Here is an 18120-nt window from a genome sequence, read left to right on the forward strand (position 1 = left end):
TTGGAAGCACGACATATTTTAACTGCTTTAACTATTTAAACTCACTCTAATGAGCACGAGTCAATTAATTCTAATAAATTGAAACCAATAACATTGCGAAATTCAGATCTTAAATTACCTGATATTATGAGATATGATTTACCATATTCATCGCGCTCAAACCAAATATTTAATACATTTTTTTCAACTAACTTATCACCATGATACGCCTTAAATGGCTTTTGCTTAAACCCAAAAAATTTTGTTTCCGAGTTATCATAAATAAAATGATTCATGATATTGATATTAACAAAAAAACTATGTTTTTTACGTGCCAAAAAAACTCGACCAAACATCAATAAAATTTCATAATTTAATTTATATCTATAAAAAATACGCGTATATATTTTTGCGAAAAGTTTTATAAAAAAATTACTGAGTTTTTTATTTTTCCAATCTTTTTGCAAAAGAAAAGCAATTTTTATTATAGCGGGGCATGATTGGTAATAATAATTTTCAATTCGCGAATTCTGTACTTGCTTTGCCAATTTGAGCAAGGTTGTCGATTGATTTAAGTCAATTTTAATCACATCATTTCGAACAAAAAGTCCTACCGCATTATCATAGGTATCACTTTCACGAATTGATTTAACAAAATTAATGACTGCTATTTTATTTTTACCATGTACATAGGGAGCCAAAATAGCACCAGTTGCTGCTGTTAAGGTATCTCCAATACCGACTCGGTTTTTTTTGCAAAAACGATGTAAGCCTTGCAAGGTATTTTTTGGTATCTCAAAATAAGTAGTGCACGATGAATTCATCCTACTTAAAATTTGATTTCGTGGAAAAACCAGTAAGGGAATATTTTTTAAATAATTATCCCAGAAGTCGATATTTTTTGATAAGTTTTTACTAAAATCTCGTTGTTCACGTAGAATATAATCGTAAAAAGCTAATTCTTGTTTCCCGACTGTCTCAGATTCTTTCTTATGCTCAATATATGTGTGAGACATCTCATGCAACACAATTTCCGCTGATATTTCATCGCTGATAAAATGAGATAACGCAATTTGTATTTCACAAGAATTATTTCCGAGTTGGAATAATTTAAATAGGATTAATGGCAATCTATTCTTCCACCTTCGATTTTCTAATTCATCTAACGATACATGTAACTCGTGTTCTTGTTCTTCTAATTTCAAGCCGCTAATGTCCTTTTCAATGACTTTAAGCTGAAGAATATTTTTCTGTGGGTATTGCAAAGGGGAATATCTTGCTATGCGATAGCATAGAATTGGATGATTTTTACATAATAATTCAAAAACACTATCTAATTTCTTTTTATCCAAATTCCCAGCTATCCGTTTTCTGGTCACGATATTGGATATGTTCGACTTGGGGTAAAATAATCTCATTAACCAGAATAAAAATTGTAATTCACTTAATGGCATTGCCTTTAAAGGTGGCGGACGGTGATTTCCATTTTCATCATCGGAAATATCTGCTGCATTATTGAGGGCACCAGCAAGATGAGCAATCGTTCCTGTATTATACAAATCCTGTAATAAAATATTTTTATGAGTGATTTTTCGAATCTTTGTAATCAATCGGGCTGCTGATAATGAATTGCCACCTAAATCAAAAAAATTATCATCGATACTTATATGCTTTAAATTTAATGTTTCTAACCAAATTTTTTTAAGCATGATTTCAATTTCATTTCGTGGTTTTATAATTTGGTTCGATTCATTAGCTCCAGGTTCAGGTAATTTATGGATATCTAATTTACCACTTGCGGACAATGGAAACTCATCTAAAATTACAAAAAATGCGGGTACCATATAATCAGGCAATTGATTTTTTAGATAATCACGCAAATCATTTGTATTTAATTTTGCGGACTTTTTGGGAATGCAATAGGCAACCAATTGTTTTTCTTCAAACTCTTCACGCTCTGATCTTGCTAAAATAACAACATCTTGGATACCCGTATATGATGCCAAACATTTTTCAATTTCACCAATTTCAACTCGGAATCCTCTAATTTTAATTTGATGATCTTTTCTTTCAACAAACTCAATAGTTCCATCTTTTAAATAGCAACATAAATCACCTGTTTTATACAATCTACCTGAGTTAAAAGGATTTTTAACAAATTTCTTCTCAGTTAGTTTTTTTTTATTTAAGTATCCCTTAGCAATACCATCTCCCCCTATATATAATTCCCCCAAAGCACCCACAGATACTGGTTGCATATTTTTATCCAATATAAACAACTTCGTATTTAATGCAGGCTTTCCAATGGGAATTCGATGCTCATAGTGATCAATATTATGTTCATCAATGATAATCCATGATGATGCAACAGTGGCTTCCGTAGGACCATATTCACAAAATAGTTTATGTTTTGGAAATTTTTTTAACCAATCTTTGATATCTTTTGCTAACAAAGTCTCACCACCAAAGATGATGTATTTTAAATCCAGCATCTTTTTCTCGTTTAATACAATGCCATTGATTTGTCTGAAATGACTTGGTGTGATTTTAATGATAGAAACATGGGCATCCTGCAAATGCTTTAAATATAAATAGGGATCCCTTCTATCAGTTTCAGCACAAATGGCTATTTTTATTCCTTTTAACAAGGGAAACAAAGTACATGTCACTGAAAAATCGAATGAAATGGAAGATGAAAAATCAAAAGTATCTTCCGAGGAAATTGAAATGCTTTTACCAAACCAATGCACGAAATGATTTACATTACGATGTGTTATCATGACGCCTTTAGGTTTTCCAGTCGAGCCGGAAGTGTAGATTACATAAGCTAAATCGTTCGTTTTATTAATATGCTTCGGATTGGTAGTAGGGTATGTGGCCAACTTTGATTCAATTGCGTCCCAATAGATCATTTGAAATGTTGTCATTTCCTCAAATTGATTCGCCAGTTGAGAGTGAGTAATTAGAATTTTTGCACGTGAATCTGATAATATATCTTTTTGACGTCGAACAGGGTTGTTTGGATCTAATGGGATATAAGCACCTCCTGATTTTAAAATTCCCAAGATACCGATTAATAATTCAAAACAAGGCTCCATGCAGATTGCGACTAAGGTATTTTGTTTAATTCCTATTTCTCTTAAATGATGTGCTAATTGATTGGCTTGATCATTAAGAGCTTTGTAGGTAAGTGTCTTCGATTTATAGATCAACGCTATGTTATCTAATACCTTTGCAATTTGTTCTTCAAACAATTCGGGTATGATTTTATCATAAGGATATTTAGAGTCAGTTTGATTCCATTCTTCTAAGATTTTATATTGTTCCTCCAAACTCATATCCATTGATGATGAGGTCATGCATAAGCTCCATAGTGATAGGTAATGAATTGCGCATATATACTACATATTATCCTTGATGCACTCTTATCTTTAGTTAATGTCTTGATTGTTAATTTTAGCACAAGAAGAGTGTCAGCCTCTCCGGAATGGAGCAATAGGCACCAAGTTAAATACTCGTGTTCTATTATCCCGAGCCGTAATAAGCGTCTAATTTAGCCTATAATTTAGAGAAACACTTGAGAATGCCAATATGAAGCTTGTTACTCTTTTCCAATATGTTTTTGCAGATAGGGGAATTATAGACGTAAGTAATATTCCTGAAAATGCTGAAAAAACAAAGTTAGTACAGTTAAGGATTGAAAAAAGATCAAAAGAGATTAAGAAAGAATTTGAATTTATTTTAAAAGATGAAAATCTTTCACATCACTTTCGTACGATGCTCCTACAACTCAATACGCCTAATTCCTTGAGCTTAGCAAAAATTTTGTTTGATCCTAAGGAACTTCAAGCACCCAGCTCTGTGGAAAACGCTGTGATTCCTACAGATGACAAACTGCGAGAAGTATTTAAAGAAAAAAATGATTTATACGGATATTTTGCTCCTAATGATTTGCAAGCATTCCAGCGCTTTTCTGCTATTTATAAATTGCTACAACTAGCATCAACCTATATAAATTGTGATAATAGTAAACCAGAAGAACTTTATGAGTGTGCCTATAAAGCTTTAGTATGTTTTGGCAACTTAAAGAACCAAACCGATTTAACCATGTTAGAAAGTATAGAAAAATTTCTTCTCACAAAACAAGCAAGTCAAGCAGCAAATAAATCCTTACCTTCCCTTATGGATCTACAAATAGGTAAAAAAAATGGCATTCATTATGAAGAATGGACTCAATTTATCCAAAAACATGGCATTAAAGCATTAAAATTTTTTAAAAGGGCACAAGATATAGAGGATAAATTAAAGAGAGTTCCTGCGACACTCGCGGAAGCATTTGATGCATTGGCTCAAGCTGATTATAAACGCTACAGTGAGGATCCTGAGCTTGCTAAAGTCTGTGAGCAATATAATGTTCCAGAAACTGTATTCAATAGATGTCTTGACTTAGATTTAAAAAAAATATGGAAAACAAAAGATAATTTACCGGACATTATTGTTAATGGTTCAGATCGTGAGATAAACCAATCCGGATATTATTTAGTTAAATTACCGATCAAGGATCCTCGTTCTTTAATTCTTGGGTATATTACCAATGATTGCCAGTCTATTGGGAGCAAAGGAGAACCTTGCGTACTCGATGGAATTAGTTCGGAGCATGATGGATTTTATGTGATGCTCAAAAAGAAAGACCCCAAAAAGGAGGTCTCGCCATTATTGCACGATAACACCATTGATTATGATAACTTTGAAATCGTTGGTCAAGGATATGCTTGGCTTACTATGAGTGGAAATCTTACCATTGACTCCTGGGAAAATGCACGGCAGAAAGATGATGAAGTTGCCGTGGCAATGCTTAAAAAATTTAGCCAAATGGTTATTTCCCAAAGTAAAGGAAGTATAGTACAAGTGGCTACGGGCAGAAATAGTCCACGAACTCCATCTGCATTTAGTAAGGGTCCTGCCTTGAAGTATGCAGAAATAATGGAGGAAGGAACACAATATAACGACTCTAAAAGTCAAACTCTCATTGCTGTAGATACTGAAAAAATCGAGGATATTAAAAGCGAGCTACTTTTCCAGCTGATTGAGAATGCTGAGTTTGATAATACAAGAACGTTACAGAGTTTAATAGGAACAATTTATTCTCAAAAACAAAATAAGTGGATAGGGAGCTTGTTACTAAATTCCACTAGTTTGGATTGGCACTCAGAAGACATACTGTCTACCGTTTATTCATGTGTTGGGCTGGATGATAGTGGGGGCGTGATTACTTGGAAGGCATTGTTTTTGTTAGAGGAAGCTGCTTTACTCAATAATGACTCATTTCGACAAATTACTGCAGATAAATGGCTGGCTAGAAGTGTTTGCGAAGCAATCATTGCCTTAGATAACGCGCATCTATTAGAGCATAAAAATTTTGCAATCATCATCAAGATAAGTCAGGATCAAGTTCTAAATAAAGATAACGTTTTAGCGAATATATCTCGAAGTGTTATTCGACTTTCTCGCGCTAATATTCATTTAGATAACGATGGCTTTGAAGCTTTAGCAAATGCCTATTTACTTGCTGAAAAATCGAGAAAAAATTTCAGGGAAGAGATCCTCACTATGGTAATTACTTTAAAAACAAACTTTGATGTTACCTTAGATGGTCTTACATTTAAAAAGCTGCTAGATAATGAAAAATATGCACCTGAAATCCTAACTCTGTTTGCTATGGCAAAAGAATATAAATTGAATGTGCTCGATAACGGTGTATATAAAAATATTATAGAAAATGCTCCTTACATATCCGAACTTAATAAGATAATTCCTGAACTAGCGGCAATAAATATTCTTGATGACTCTATTTTTCAATCGTTAATCAATCATGCAAAAGATAGTCCTTTCATTTCTGATGTCATCTTATTATTGAGCGAACAAAATATATTAGATGAAGAGAATTTTAAGCAATTAATGCAATATACCCTCTTTGCTGAGGAGATTTACGATGCTTTAGATCCACTTAAAGAGCGAGGCATATTAGATAGAGAGAAAGCTCAATTTATTTTGGAACATCATAATAGCGCTCAATATTTAGGGAAAATTTTTGCAAAATTAGACGAAGTTGATTTATTAGATAATGACAATTTCAATTTACTAAAGCCTTGCGTTTCCTCTTTAGAAGAGTTAAGTAAGATTATTTCCTTGCTTGAAAAATACGATCTTTTAGATAAAGATAATTTTTTATTAGTAGTAGAAAATCATTCTGCTGCAAAAGATACATTAGAGTCTTTGAAAAAATTAAAAGAAGGCCATATTTTTGATGATAGTCATTTTAAAGAAGTGATGAAAAATATTCCAAATAAGAGTGTACTTCGCAAGGAACAGGAGCCTGTTTTACCCAGCGTATCTGCTAAAGAAACGCTACAAAAGTTAAAAAGCACCGACACTAATGAGGAGCTTACACCAGAATTTAAAGTATAAAATGAGCAGCAATACAATTCACCATCGCTGTAATTTTAGGTAATTTTAAATCCTAAAGTACAAGGTAATGAAGATCTACATTCAGCCTAATTACTACACTGTTTACACCCTTGCGAACGCACCCTACTCGCCTGATGAGATCGCTTTTTGTACAAAGAATATGCGACATCAAATTTCGTATAAATTTAAATAATTAAAACCTTAGTCCCAGGATTGGCTTTTACCCAATTAGCCACATACTCGATATAGTTATTTTTGCCAACAGCAATGCATCCACGCGTTGAGTAGGGTAAGTTGTTTAACCAACTAAACACTCTCGATGACTGAGATGGTCCATGGATCCCTACATCTCTGCCTGTATATCCTGCAGCTAATTGTTTTCTAGTCGGATAGAGAATGGGAATAAAAACTTTAAATTGATTGGATTTTCTTGGATGAGCTAATCCATATAAACCAATTGGAGTTTTATTATCACCCGCATGTTTTTTACCAACGCCTTTATATCCGAGAGCTACTTTAAAACTCTTAATTACAGTACCGTGTTTACAAATATTTAAAATTTGCTTTGTGGTGTGTACATTAATTCCGTTTGATAAAGGACAAGTTGCAGTACTAGCGAATAAAGTGGCAGGAAAAAAAATAGAGATCATTAAAAAAATAGCTTTCATTTTCATATAAGTAGACTAATATTATTGAAATTGGCTAATAATTATTCCATAGTATTACCTATATTCATAGGGTTAGCAGGTTAAATTTTCACCAAAAGTCATAGCGAGAAACTTTTTTGGAGCTTATTCTATTACTTTAAACAGCGATTACATCGATTACTCATGCGAAAACATCGCACTGCAAAGCAGTGTATGCGTTTAATACCCCTCTGAAAGAAAGCTCTTTTGAGTCACGAAAGACTTTAGGTAAACGTTATATCAATGGCGTGAAGGAAGTGGTTAGAATGTGGCGGTTTACTAAAAGCAACGGCATTACGAAAGAGTTCCATCGAAAGATGAGGCTGATTCAGCGTCGTGCCTATGGGTTTAGAAATTTTGAAAACCACAGGTTAAGAGTTCATTACTTAGCCTGAATGCCACACCCACCATCAACATTAATAACCAGCTGTCAATTGCTTATACATCCATTGCTTAGCTAGAAGCACGGATAAGAAGTACAGGGGTAGTAGCAATGCGCATCACATGCTCTGCCACGCTACCCAAAAAGAAACGACTAAATCCTTTTCTGCCATGAGTACCTAGAACCAATAAATCTGCAGGCCATTCTTTCGTAGCCTCTACAATTACTTCAGAAACTCTACCTTGCAATTGCCTTAATTCAAGAAGGGTTGTTTCAACTTTAATAGGTACCTGATTTTCGATTAATTGTGTGGCCTTGTTTAAAATATCTTGTCCTTCCTTTTTTAATAGAGCAAAATATGAAGCATAATCAAACCTCGGACCACCGTAATAAACTAAAGATCCATCAACGACATGGATAACCTTCAATTGGACCTCTTGATTTTTTATTAATTTGATGACTTCTTCTGTAGCAGAAATAGATGTATCACTACCATCAATTGCTAACATTATCTTTTTATAAAACATGATAATTCCTTATCCATTAGAGGAAGAAAGAGTTAGCTCTCACTAAATAGTTCTGTTCTGGATGATACGTCAAGCCTATAGCACGTTGTAGAAGAGGAATTTTCATAAGCTTTTGATACACTTCCATGTCCATTAACCTAACTCCTTAATTCATTTATTCATTATAGCATCGCTATGATATTTGAATTTATTAAATCCTATTGAGTAAGTATTTTGTAGTGTAATAACAACTGTCTTGAGTGCAACGTGAGTTCAGCATGGCCTTATCTCAAATCAATACTATAATTAAGTAGTATTGAGATGCTCTGAGGACAATTATGAAAAGGAAAGACCGTGAAAATGAATACAGAGGGATTGTTTCAATTATCATCATTGTCATTTTAGCCATTATTCTGGTTTATTACTATTCACATTACTCTTCTTTATCTAATAAAACTCAAAAATCTAATATACCCGTAGAAGCTCCTTCGCCTCCAAATAAGAATACTGGCGGAATTTAATAATTAAATACTTTGGTATTTTGTATTAGTTCATTGGAGATATACTCTCCAATCGAAAATAAGGCTTAATCCTTATTTCTTATAGTTTATAGTGGTTCAACATGACGCTGAACCATTGCTTCTGAAATAAATCGTTTCAAGGAGGAATAAGTAATGCAACGATTTCATAATATTTTATTCGTTAGCCATGGAATAAAGATGAAATAGAAGCCTTACAGTTGGCAATAAAGTTAGCATCTAAAAACGAGGCACAACTACAAGGACCTCTTATGTTTTGAAAATACTATTCGATTTAAAATAAAAGTAACTGGCAAGAGAATAATGACGATTATAAGAGGTGCGTAAGTGACTGAAAATCCTAGCCATACTATAAATTCTAATGAAAGGGCACCTAATACATATTGCAATAAGTAGATTAAGGGAAATTCTAAAATAGTCTCTAATGACATGATCCCTTTAAAAACAGATTTGTTCATAAAGTAGAGAGCAACTACTGAAATTGTATACGCTATTAAGTACGCATATTGATAATTTATAAATTGATATAACATAACATAGAGGCCAAACATAATTAATGTGCTTAATATACCTGTTATAGCAAATCCCAACATTTGTTTTTTATCAGCTTGCTGGATAAATTTAATTTTCATATTTTAGTCAGGTTTTAGTCAGGATTAAGGATAATCTATAGAGTATAGAGTATAAATTATCGAGAGCGCCCGCGTGAGGAGTAGTTTTCTTGGGCCATAGTTACTTTTAATGGACGTCCTTCCAAAAGTTTACCATTCATATCTAAAGAGGATTGAGCTTCTTGTTGGGAACTAAAGGTTATAAAACCAAAACCTTTGATGTAGCCAGTAAAGCGATCTTTGATTAAAAGAAGCTCATCTACCTTACCATATTTAGAAAATTCTGCTTGTAATGTCTCTTCAGTAATTCCAAAGGGTAAATTGCCTACATAAATTTTATTTTGTCTCACTGTTGTTTCCTCAAAAGTAACCACTATAACTACAGTAAGATATAGTGGTAAAATAATATTAGCTACTAAATTAAAGAGCTATTATATTTTGTGCTTGAAGACCTTTTGCCCCTTGCGTCACAATGAATTGTACTCGCTGACCTTCTGTGAGGGTTTTGAAGCCAGAACTTATAATTTCTTTAAAATGAGCAAATACATCCGGCCCGGCTTCTTGTTCAATAAAACCAAATCCTTTAGATTCGTTAAACCATTTAACGACTCCATTTACTGTTTTAGACATAAGTATCCTTAAGTATTTATTATAATGCCTGTATAGGCGAATTTAGCCGGAAACCGATCAAGAATTAAAAACTACCGAACGAGGGATTAAATGAATAAAACGACGATTTGGAGAGTATAAAATAGACATTTTCTAGCTGAGGCAAGAATACTACTCTTTAAGGTTAAAAGTCAATTTTATTTTAGCATGTATTATTTAAACCTCTCAATTACCCTATTTATGCTATTTCTTTTTTTAATCATATTATAACCTTCTTAGCTCATACTTATGGTGTACTTATACACTTTCATATTGAGAGAAAAATGTTTATTTATACCGCAAAATATATTGATGATATTGAAATGAAACAATCCTCTGGAAATAATTTAGACTCTCTTTTTATTTGGATGCTAACCCAACAAGAGGGGAAATTTGGTAATCACAATGGTCAAATTACTAATAACAAAACGTATCTGATTGAAAAGAAATTTCGAACCAGTTCTTATTAATGTGCAGCTCTTTTAATTTATTCGGTTATGCTTTTTGTTTTTACATGATCTTCTGTTATATGTGTGGATTATCTAAGTATCAATTCTTGAACGGTAAAGAAATTATTCATCAACGTATATGGGAATTTTTTGAGCGTTTTCTTTTACGGTGTTTATAAAAAATTTACGACCTTCTTTATCAGCGAAACTGTTAATGCCAATTAATTTTTGGGTGCATGAGGAACAGAGATGATAGCAAAGGAATTTTCCATTTTTAGCTCGAGATTTACCTCTTAAGGAAAAATAATTTTTAGTTTCTAAACAATAATGGCACGTTTGGTAGCTCATAGATATCCTTATAAATAGCTAATTGCTCCTAATGACTATGAGGTAATGTAAAGAAATTGCAGGATAAAAATGAATTTCCCTAAATAGGCAATAAGAAGATAATAGAGGGTATAATTAAAATACACCAATCAAAGATTATAACATCTAATTGACTGTGACGTAATGGTTAATAAATAAAATGTCCCCGGAAATGGGGATGAGCCCCTTGATTTTCCCGTAATATAACTCATGGTGAAATTATCATTGATCATGTTCGTTTTGGATATAAATCTGATAATATTATTAAAGACTTAAGCACTCATATACCGGGAGGCTTGAAAGTCGGTTTAGTTGGATACAGCGGAGCTGGAAAAAGTACCTTGGTTCAACTCATCATGCGCCTTTATGATGTCCAAAATGGAAAAATATTAATAGACGAGCAGGATATTAGCATAATAAACAAACATAGTTTATGCGACAACATAGCATTTATACCTCAACACCCCAGTTTGTTTCATCGAACTGTTTATGAAAACATACTGTATGGCAGAATTGGTGCCAGTTATGAAGAGGTTATTAATGCTTCTAAAAAGCTCATGCGCATGAATTTATTGTCAACTTACCGCAAGGATATGACACTCCTATTGGAGAAAGATGGATTAAATTATCCGGCGGACAATGTCAAAGAATTGCGATTGCAAGAGCTATTTTAAAAGGTGCGCTCCTATTTTGATCTTAGATGAAGCCACCAGTTCACTAGATTCTTTAACCGAAAAGCTAATCCAAGAATCATTACACATTGCAATGAGTAACCGAACGGTTATCGTGATAGCCCATAGATTATCGACCATTTTATGTATGGATAATGTTCTAGTTATGGACAATGGTAAAATTATCGAAGTGGGTAACCATAAGCAGCTAATCGAGGCTGGTGGTTTTTATAACACACTCTGGAACGCTCAAAGCGGACATAGTTTTATTTAATTGATGAGATCCATGAACAAAAAACATCATCTGTGTTGAATTTATTAGTGAATTTAAAAAAAATTCTTTTTCATATTGTTAAATTATTCTAATTGTGCAATAATTCAACAAAGTGTTCGCAAATATGTTTTTCTACATGAATATTATATTTTTCCAGGCTTTAAATCCAGCTTCCAACAACTTAGGAGTTAGTACCACTAATCCTGAGCTAGTTATTAGTAAGAAGCTACAAATTGAAGCTCCAAATAGAAAAATGTATGAGCGAAACATAGATAACAGCATTGCTCTTTCTTCTCGAGGAAGACATTTATTTCGATTTCCATCTTTGAAAGTTATTGATATTGTTAGAATAGCTACAACTCCTCCCGACCCCCACACTTTCAAGTCTTTTCTCTAGTCTGAGATTAGCTAGGTCTCAACTGGAATATATTCTGTTGAGAGTCACGTACATTACCTAAGACAGCATAGCTAGTGGTCTTTTTAAAGAGGTCGCTGTTTCTGCAAAGTCAATTTTTCATATAGCGTGTAACGTTCTCTCATTATTGAAGATAAAAATAACAACTGTATCCATTTCGTAGCAATAAAATTTAAACATACAGTAAGTTAAGTTGATAAGATGAAAATGCAATGTAGTGTAAAAGGCGAACGGTACCTTTATATGGGTCTTAATATTTTCTTAATATTCGATTAATAGTCCTTGTTTATATACAAAATAATCAAAATTTTAACAAATTACTTGTTTGTAAACTAACTATTAGTGAGATTCATATGAAAGATAAAGAGCAGCGAAACAAATTATTACAAAAATGTATTGAGATTAAAGATTCAATTAATCAAAAAATTCCTTTGGCAGCGAATCGATATGAAGAGTTTGAACAGATTGAGCGCATCAAAATAAAAGCGTATGAACTGGCCAGAAGGGCAAATACTCCTGAAGAGGAGCAATTAGAATCATGCATATACGAAATGGAATATCTTGATGCTCATGATAAGAAGTATGAAGCGTATGAAATCTATGTAAAACAAAAGCAAATCGAGTACTATATTTTTGAGTCCATTAATGAGAGTTTTAAGGAATTTTGTCTCGATAAGCAGGTGAAATCGCCGCACAATCTAAACAATAATCAGAAGCAAAGTTTCAGGCAAATTATCCTCAAACAATCTTCGATTTTATGTGAAAAAATTGCAAGAGCACAAAAACTGCTGGGAAGAGGAAGCAGCGATATTAACGTCACTGAAATGGATGACTATCTTGAAAAAAATGCCGATTATTTCATCCACATTTTAGGCCAAGGAGAAGAATTAACGATTACCGATAAAGAATTAGCTTATCGGTTTAAAAAAAATCTTGAATTGGCTGAATATCGAGATGCTTTTCAAAAGCAATTTAACCGAGAAAATGCTCTGCTTTTACAAAATGGGTTTGATAAAAAGGTAATTGAAACAGCCCAAAAATCAAAAATATTTGCAAGCGCAGAATATTTTGATAAACCAGAAATCAGTACGGGTTTTTGTGAGGAACATACCGTCATTGCCCTTAAAAGATTATATGATGAATATTTAATTGATAGTGATACCATCGTTGAGAAAATTAATATTGACTACTTTGATGATGATGGTAACCCGGCAGATGGTCACACGTTTTTGGTCATTGACCGTAATCCCGATAGCCCTCTCAATGACATCAGCCAATGGGGGGGGATCCTTTTAGACCCATGGAATGGGATAGCCTGTCTTACAGAGGATTATCATTCCTTACCTTATTTTTATATTTCCTATCCGCAAGGGACAACATGGGAATCCATCCAATTTACGGATGCTGATTATAATCTACGCTCTACGATCCGAGATGCGAACAAATATTATCAGATGACAGGGAACGGCGACATAGAAAAACGAAGACCACTGCTGATGGAAGAACATCAGTTGCATTCGTTGGATGAAGTAGGATTAGAAGATACCAAGTCATTTCTTGCTGAACTGATTAATAAATTACGCCCCCATAATTTCAAAGAATCCATCGAAATTTTTATTACAACGACAGGCGATAAATTGGTTAATTCGCTGGCCGGATTTCCTAAACCTGTGATTGTCATTCACAGCGATTTTCTTAAGCAAATGCAAGATGGCGTTTATACGGTTGAAGAATTAGAGTTCGCTTTAGCCAATGAGTTACTTTACATTAAACACGAAGGTGTTGGAATTTATCATGAGATTTCAGCCAATGAACAATTCAAACTCGATAAATTAACGATTGAACAATGCCATAATATACAAGCAGGTATTAGTTACTTAAGAAAAAGCATTAACTTTCAAGAGCAACATAAATGGGATGTTAGTCATGTCCATCAATCTTATTTGGTTCATGATTATCGACAAGGGGCATTAGCAGATTATCATCAACGTATAAAAAATTTGTTAACCTGGTTGGCTATCAAAGAAAATGAACGTGATGAAAAACAACAAACGTCTTTACCAAATACTATCTTAAAAGCTGTTGCTCCGATTCACCGAGAAATTTTCTTTAAAAATGAATGTGATGTATGTGGGAATACTGTAGCGAAACTCAAATTTTTAGAGTCCAAATTAGCAGAGCTAACGGTTGAATTATTACCTTATGAAGTAACCCATAGTATTGGAATTAAGGTCAGAGATTTCTGTAGGATTTTGTATGCGATGGACATTAATTTGGCCAATGCGGAAGTGAAAAAAGCAGCGGAAGAATTGATTGAGCGGGCTTATGAGTTGCGAATCCCAGCCTTTGAAGTTATTTATCTGGCTCTTGTTCATCAACATTTCACTAGTCAAAATTATTTGGATGATAGGGTCCGGGTACCTGCACTTGGACTTTTTAAGGTCATAAACAATGCATTTGATGCGTTTGTTAAAGCAAAAAGCTTTGAGGAAGCGAAAGAAGCAGCGGAGTCACTAAAAGCGTTACAAGAAAAATACATAGGTCATCTTAACCACTCGAATGGTCGGGCAAGAGTTCATACCTATCAATTTGAGCAAGTGCATCAGCGCATGCCTGTTGGAAACGAGCGATTTTTTGGTTCAATCATTGGCAAGCACATTGAATGGATTACTTTTTCACCGCAGGATAATGCAACGGGGGTGCCTTGGTCGAGTCATCTTGAATGGGTACAGAAAGATGAAAGTTCTATTATAGCTGAGACATTATGGAACCTTGGAGTGACTACCGACCAGAACTTGTGGCTTTTATTTCCTGAAAAAAAATTATTGTCTTTCATCATTAATTATGCTGAACACAAACCGATTACCAAATTGCCTCGAGAATATGCGTTTTATGGCGGTGATAATTATTATGAAGCGATATTGGCCTTTTTATCTGATAATGTGATTCAGAAATTTAACGTCAACTTCGAGATGTTTTTTAGTGAGGGCAGTTTTCAGGACAAATTTAAGCAATTTTATGATTTGAACTGGTCTGTATTAATCAAACCTTCGGAATGTGATGCTCGCAATATTGACAACGTAGCCATTCAATTTTTGCTGACTGAATTTACCAATATAGCCATGAATGGGACTCCAGAAGAGAAAGCCGTCGTGAAAAGCTTTTTCCTTGGACGAGAGGATCAAAGAGATCTGGCGCACTTGCAACAAATTTCTTATGAATCGACATCCATGTTGCATTATAAAAGTCATTGTGTTCAATTTTTTGTTAATCAACAATTTCAAGACAAAAAATTTGATTTATTTACCACGGAAGAACAACTTAAATTATTTAAGACTATTTCGATGTATTTTTCTGAAATTCCACCTCAGGAGTTTATTCAGATTTTTCGCTTGCCCTTTGAATCACTCAGTCTTGCTTGTCTGGAACAGTTACTTCCTTTAGCTCTAAAAGATTCTGAATGGGCTAGCTCTATTGCTCCCAGTTTTTTTCAGGAACATATCAAACAACATGGAAATTATGAGGTATTAACCAAAGAGACGATGGCCTTACTGAAACTTGCCATTCAGTTCGTGGATAATCCCGTAGATCGTGCAAACATATTTAAACCACTCCTGTGGAATTTACCTCAGGAGGCTAGTGGAACAAACCATTTAACACCGGATGATTTAATCCTTATCTATCGTACGTTTGATGCACAACTGACATTCCCTTCCACTGAGGTACAAGAGCATTTTTCTAGACTGGTTATCGAACGGATCAAAGGGATTTCAGATCGTGATGAGCGGATCAAGGCATTGGAAGAGCTTCTCTCCGTAGAGAATGCAATCAGTCTTCCGATTGGCTATATTCCTCTGCGTAATGAGGCCATTGACCAGTTGGTCAAAGACTTGGGAGATAAATATGGTCAAGATGACCAATCTCTGAAATACAAAGAGCAGATGATTGCCGTAATTGATCGTCTATATAAAAACATGGCAAAACGAGATGTCACATTAATACTTTCGCGACTGGCCAATGTCATCGAATCCCAGTGGGAAGTGACTGAACATTTAGGCATTTTGTTAGAACCGGATAAATATTTACCGATTAATCAGCAGGAAACAATTGATTTTTCTATTAGTAACCTGGCTGCAGCATCTCGTAAGCTGAGTGAAGACAAGAATGATGTTAAGGAGTTTCTGGAATTTATCTCTTCTCCTATCAGCCGTCAAACAACGGATAAATTTGCCAGTTATTTATTTAGCCATAATAAAATAAACGCCCTGGCAAAACTGTTAGGCTACAGTGATAATTTGGCAGAAATTGAAAAAGAAAAGCCGGGAACTATTGCGTTAATGTTAAGAACTTTTTACGCGCAGTTCTGGGATGTGAGTCTGGAAGAGCGAGCGGTTATTGTGGATCACTTGCTTATTCCTGTTAATAAAGTAAAAACCGCAGATGAGATGGAAGATGCCTACGAGGAAGCCTTTTCCTACGTTGCTCATAAATTATTTCCGCATGCCGAAACAGATAAAGAGGAAAATTTTGCTTACGCCTTGTTGAAAGCTTATCTGGACACGGCGGATAAATACATTCGCAGCCATTTGTTAGCAGGCATGTTAGTAGCCACCAATCAGGCGAATGGAGCGGGGCAATCACCTGGCGCGGGTAAAAAATTAGCCATGTTATGTGAGCACATGGGGCCTGCCTATGTCAAACTTGCTCAGGCAGTTCATAGTCATCCGAATACGCCTGAGCATATTCGCCGCGATCTGGATCATTTGAAGGGACGAGCGAACCCACCTCATCGTTGGCAATTATGGCGGCTTTTGCGCGAAGTGGTTTCTCGTGACGATCGCAAAATGATTAAACGTGTCGGAGCTCTTTTAGGCTCGGCCTCTTATAATTTAGCTCTGGAAGTAGAGTTAGAAAATGGTCACGACGTAGTGCTATTGATGTTGCGTGAAAATGCAGCAAAAAATGCGCAAGAAGGTTTTATGCATTTGCAAAAGACCATTGACTCTTGCTCGCACATCGATATGAAACCCATTCGGGAGAGTATTTTATCGATTATCAGTGAAGCCAAAGAACTGTCGAAAATTGAAATGGACAGGAAGTTAAGTGAGCAGCAAAACCAGATCGCGGCCAAGCTATACGCCCGTTCCATCACAGTAAAAGTTGATGATAAATCACATACTTTTATCATGAATCCAGCTCATTTGATTAAAAGTGGCGAAGGCTATCGATTCATTGAACGTATTTATGGAACCGAATTTAATGAACTTCCTAACAAAACTCCGGAAGACAAGGAAATTCGCCGAGCCATTGCTAAAGCAATCATCACGGTGGAACTCATTAACATTCTTCAGGGTGGTTATTTTGATTCTGACCGACATGGTAATCAATTGCGCCATCAGAACCATCAGCTGGGATTGTATGATTTTGGCGAAATGTCTTTGCAACCTCCCAATGAAGTGGAGTTAGAGCAATTAGCGAAAGTTCTGTCCGATGTTCCCAAAGCGGCAATAAAAAATAGATTGTTTAATACCAACTTTGATCTGCTGTTAACAGAGCATATTCGAAAGGCGCTTAAAGCAGGTGAACCAACCAGCTATTTAATGCGAGTACGTAAAGGACTTTTGGCATTACGAGACTTCCAAAAAGAATTATCGACTGAAGAACTAATGGATGTGTTAAAACAGGTTAATGCCAGTGAAGCCATCCATCACAAAGTCAAATCCCAAGTGGCAAATACCATTCGCATGGCTGAATACATGGTGGATATTAGTCAGAATTATCAGCGTTTTGTTAACAAGGTGGTTTTTTTCAGGAGAAAGGTTGACTCATTATTCAAAGGGCGTACCCCTCATGAAGCGTTGCCTCAAGATGGAGCATCATCTGACAATGATAACCAAATATTTTTTGCTAATGGCAATTAAAAATAGAAACTAACTCCTTGAGGTGGAGAACAGAAACTCTACCTCAGTAATTCAATTCTTAAGGAGAATACCGCTGTGTATGCTACTAAATCTGTACGTGAAATTTATTTAACTGCTTTATCCAATAACGATACCAGCACTGTAGAACATTGCTTAACTGTTAATAAAGTTTTCCGGCTCTCCACCAATTAAGGGGGCACTTTAA

The 18120-nt window shown here is 34.8% G+C and carries 11 protein-coding genes and 2 pseudogenes; 7 read left to right on the forward strand and 6 right to left on the reverse strand.

The genetic code is table 11. The annotated features are described in order from the left end of the window. Window positions 1-41 precede the first annotated feature (41 nt). A complete protein-coding gene (locus A8O27_RS00325) occupies window positions 42-3338 on the reverse strand; it encodes a non-ribosomal peptide synthetase (protein WP_058459498.1) in 3297 nt (1098 codons plus the stop codon). Window positions 3339-3570: 232 nt separating this feature from the next. Between A8O27_RS00325 and A8O27_RS00330 the strand changes: the two genes are divergently transcribed. Further along, complete coding sequence (locus A8O27_RS00330) at window positions 3571-6447, forward strand: hypothetical protein (protein ID WP_058459497.1); 2877 nt, start codon at window positions 3571-3573, stop codon at window positions 6445-6447. 185 nt (window positions 6448-6632) lie between these two features. On the opposite strand, the gene A8O27_RS00335 is transcribed toward A8O27_RS00330, so the two are convergent. Next, window positions 6633-7121, reverse strand: a complete 489-nt coding sequence (locus tag A8O27_RS00335) for a L,D-transpeptidase family protein (protein WP_058459496.1) — start codon at window positions 7119-7121, stop codon at window positions 6633-6635. Between the two features lie 123 nt (window positions 7122-7244). Here A8O27_RS00335 and A8O27_RS18325 point away from each other — a divergent pair. After that, window positions 7245-7528: pseudogene (locus A8O27_RS18325) on the forward strand (transposase); the annotation flags it as partial. Between the two features lie 58 nt (window positions 7529-7586). Here A8O27_RS18325 and A8O27_RS00340 read toward each other — a convergent pair. After that, window positions 7587-8042 (reverse strand): universal stress protein, encoded by a 456-nt coding sequence (locus A8O27_RS00340; RefSeq protein ID WP_058459495.1) that lies wholly within the window; start codon window positions 8040-8042, stop codon window positions 7587-7589. A 317-nt stretch (window positions 8043-8359) separates the two neighbouring features. Between A8O27_RS00340 and A8O27_RS00345 the strand changes: the two genes are divergently transcribed. After that, window positions 8360-8542: a hypothetical protein gene (locus A8O27_RS00345; protein WP_058459494.1), complete on the forward strand. Its 183-nt coding sequence runs from the start codon at window positions 8360-8362 to the stop codon at window positions 8540-8542. A gap of 254 nt (window positions 8543-8796) precedes the next feature. Here A8O27_RS00345 and A8O27_RS19460 read toward each other — a convergent pair whose 3' ends face one another. The 3 genes from A8O27_RS19460 to A8O27_RS00360 form a co-directional block, all read right to left on the reverse strand. Then, window positions 8797-9192 (reverse strand): GtrA family protein, encoded by a 396-nt coding sequence (locus tag A8O27_RS19460; protein WP_058459493.1) that lies wholly within the window; start codon window positions 9190-9192, stop codon window positions 8797-8799. A 56-nt stretch (window positions 9193-9248) separates the two neighbouring features. After that, window positions 9249-9521 carry an RNA recognition motif domain-containing protein gene (locus A8O27_RS00355; RefSeq protein ID WP_058459492.1) on the reverse strand — a complete coding sequence of 91 codons (273 nt, stop codon included), beginning with the start codon at window positions 9519-9521 and terminating at the stop codon, window positions 9249-9251. 70 nt (window positions 9522-9591) lie between these two features. Then, window positions 9592-9801: a cold-shock protein gene (locus A8O27_RS00360; RefSeq protein WP_058459491.1), complete on the reverse strand. Its 210-nt coding sequence runs from the start codon at window positions 9799-9801 to the stop codon at window positions 9592-9594. A gap of 302 nt (window positions 9802-10103) precedes the next feature. Here A8O27_RS00360 and A8O27_RS00365 point away from each other — a divergent pair, with 302 nt between their 5' ends. The 4 genes and pseudogenes from A8O27_RS00365 to A8O27_RS00390 all read left to right on the forward strand — a co-directional run bounded on the left by A8O27_RS00365 (window position 10104) and on the right by A8O27_RS00390 (window position 17915). Beyond that, window positions 10104-10289: a hypothetical protein gene (locus A8O27_RS00365; RefSeq protein ID WP_058459490.1), complete on the forward strand. Its 186-nt coding sequence runs from the start codon at window positions 10104-10106 to the stop codon at window positions 10287-10289. 641 nt (window positions 10290-10930) lie between these two features. Then, window positions 10931-11113, forward strand: a pseudogene (locus A8O27_RS19465) (ATP-binding cassette domain-containing protein); the annotation flags it as partial. 140 nt (window positions 11114-11253) lie between these two features. Then, on the forward strand, window positions 11254-11328 hold the full coding sequence (locus A8O27_RS19470; RefSeq protein ID WP_338067972.1) for a hypothetical protein: 75 nt from the start codon (window positions 11254-11256) through the stop codon (window positions 11326-11328). A 1019-nt stretch (window positions 11329-12347) separates the two neighbouring features. Beyond that, window positions 12348-17915, forward strand: coding sequence for a hypothetical protein (locus A8O27_RS00390; protein WP_058459485.1), 5568 nt, complete (start codon window positions 12348-12350; stop codon window positions 17913-17915). Window positions 17916-18120: the final 205 nt, after the last annotated feature.

This window comes from Legionella bozemanae, assembly GCF_001648595.1.
GTDB lineage: Bacteria > Pseudomonadota > Gammaproteobacteria > Legionellales > Legionellaceae > Legionella > Legionella bozemanae.